Raw genomic sequence first — 1831 nt, forward strand, 5'->3', positions numbered from 1 at the left:
AACGGCCACCACGGGAAGTTGAAAAAAGAACGTTGCTCCTTTTCCGGGGATTCCCTCGCTTTCAACCCACATCGTGCCGCCCATGAGCTCTGTGAGCCGGCGGCTAATCGTAAGCCCAAGCCCGGTGCCCCCAAACTTCCGCGTTGTCGAGGCGTCCACCTGGCTGAACGACTTGAATAGCCGGTCGATCCGATCAGCAGGAATGCCGGGGCCCGTGTCTCTCACACTAAAGAGAAGGTTCTGCGCTCCGCCGCCCGGGTCTGCGCCTTCCCGCACAGTAACGACGATCTCTCCAGACTCGGTGAACTTTACCGCGTTATTGGTCAAGTTAACGAGTATTTGCCGCAGCCGCGTTGCGTCCCCCATGATATGGCTTGGCACATCGGCATCGATGTAGTAGGCCAGCTCAATCCCTTTCTCTGCCGCCTTGTACGAAATGAGATCCAGGGCGTCTTCGATGCTGCGCCGCAAATCAACCAGCGCGACCTCGAGTTCGAGTTTGCCCGCCTCGATCTTCGAGAAGTCCAGAATATCATTGATGATGGTAAGCAGCCCGTCCCCGCTCACGCGTATGATATCCACAAATTCGCGCTGCTCCTCAGAGAGCGGCGTCTCAAGCAAGAGACTGGTCATGCCGATCACCCCATTCATCGGAGTCCGGATTTCATGACTCATGTTGGCCAGAAACTCGCTCTTTGCCCGTGAGGCCGCCTGGGCCTGCTCGGCCAGGTCATTGGCCCGCGCAGTCTGTTCCCGGAGCCCATTTTCTGCGCGTTTCCGGGCGGTGATGTCCGACACCAAGTGACCGTAATGGCGCCGGCCGTCCTTCATAAACGGCGCGCTCGAGAACAATACCACGATGCTCGATCCATCGGCTCGCCGCGCCTCGGTCTCGATCGGCGAGCCGCCCACATACTCCGCCGCGGGCAAAGCCAGGGCCGCACACTGGCGAAAGTACTGCCCCATATCCACATTGCAGAGCAAGGCGGCTAGTGGAGTACCGATGAGTTCCTTCTCGGCGAGCCCAAACTGGCGACACGCGGCTGTGTTGACTGACCCAATCACGCCCATCTCGTCCGTCACGATCACGCCGTCGGTAAGCGCGCCAAGCACCGAACGTTCACGCGCCTCGGTTTCTTGAAGCGTCACCAGCATATCTTGCATCCACCGGTCAACGCGCGCGGCGACCATAGCGCTGAGAATGATCAGCGTGGCCACAACCACGATAATGGCGGCAAGCTCCATTCGCGGCAGCGTCTGGGCATTTGTGGTAATAATCGTATGCGGATAAAACCGCGCCGCCTTCATCGCCGTGAAATGCATCGCCGACACGGCGCCGCCCAGAACAAAGGCCGAGGTTAGCTTAACCCATGCACGCCGCGACGTGCCCAGCTTGATCTTAACCGAGAGCGCGGCAACGGCAAGTACATAGGCGACCCCGATAGAGAGCGCGAAAAGCAGGGGGTCGTAGTACAGCTCTGCCGGCATTATCATCGCTTCCATGCCGGTATAATGCATTGTGCCGATACCGACAGCCATAAGCAGACCGCTGCCGAGAATACGCGCCCAGTTCGGTGATGGGGTTGCCAGAAGATGAATCGCTACGCCGCTTCCTCCGATCGCTGGAAGCACAGAGAGGGCCGTGATGAGGAGATCATACTCGACGCGCGCGTGAATCGACAGGGCGAGCATCGCCGTGAAATGCATGGCCCAGATCCCTGATCCCATCGCAATCATACCGACAGCGAGCCAGGTCCGTTTCGCGGCGGCCCGCCTTGAGGCCTGAATACGATCGATTACCGAAAGCGAAGAGAAGGCCGCCAGGCAGGCA

Annotated in this window: 1 protein-coding gene; it reads right to left on the reverse strand. The window is 59.4% G+C overall.

Annotation, left to right across the window (positions count from 1 at the left end; genetic code table 11):
* Positions 1 to 1707: PAS domain S-box protein (locus KDH09_15145; GenBank protein MCB0221031.1), on the reverse strand; the 1707-nt coding region annotated here is incomplete at its 3' end.
* Positions 1708 to 1831 lie beyond the last annotated feature (124 nt).

This window comes from Chrysiogenia bacterium (assembly GCA_020434085.1).
Classification (GTDB): Bacteria; JAGRBM01; JAGRBM01; order JAGRBM01; family JAGRBM01; genus JAGRBM01.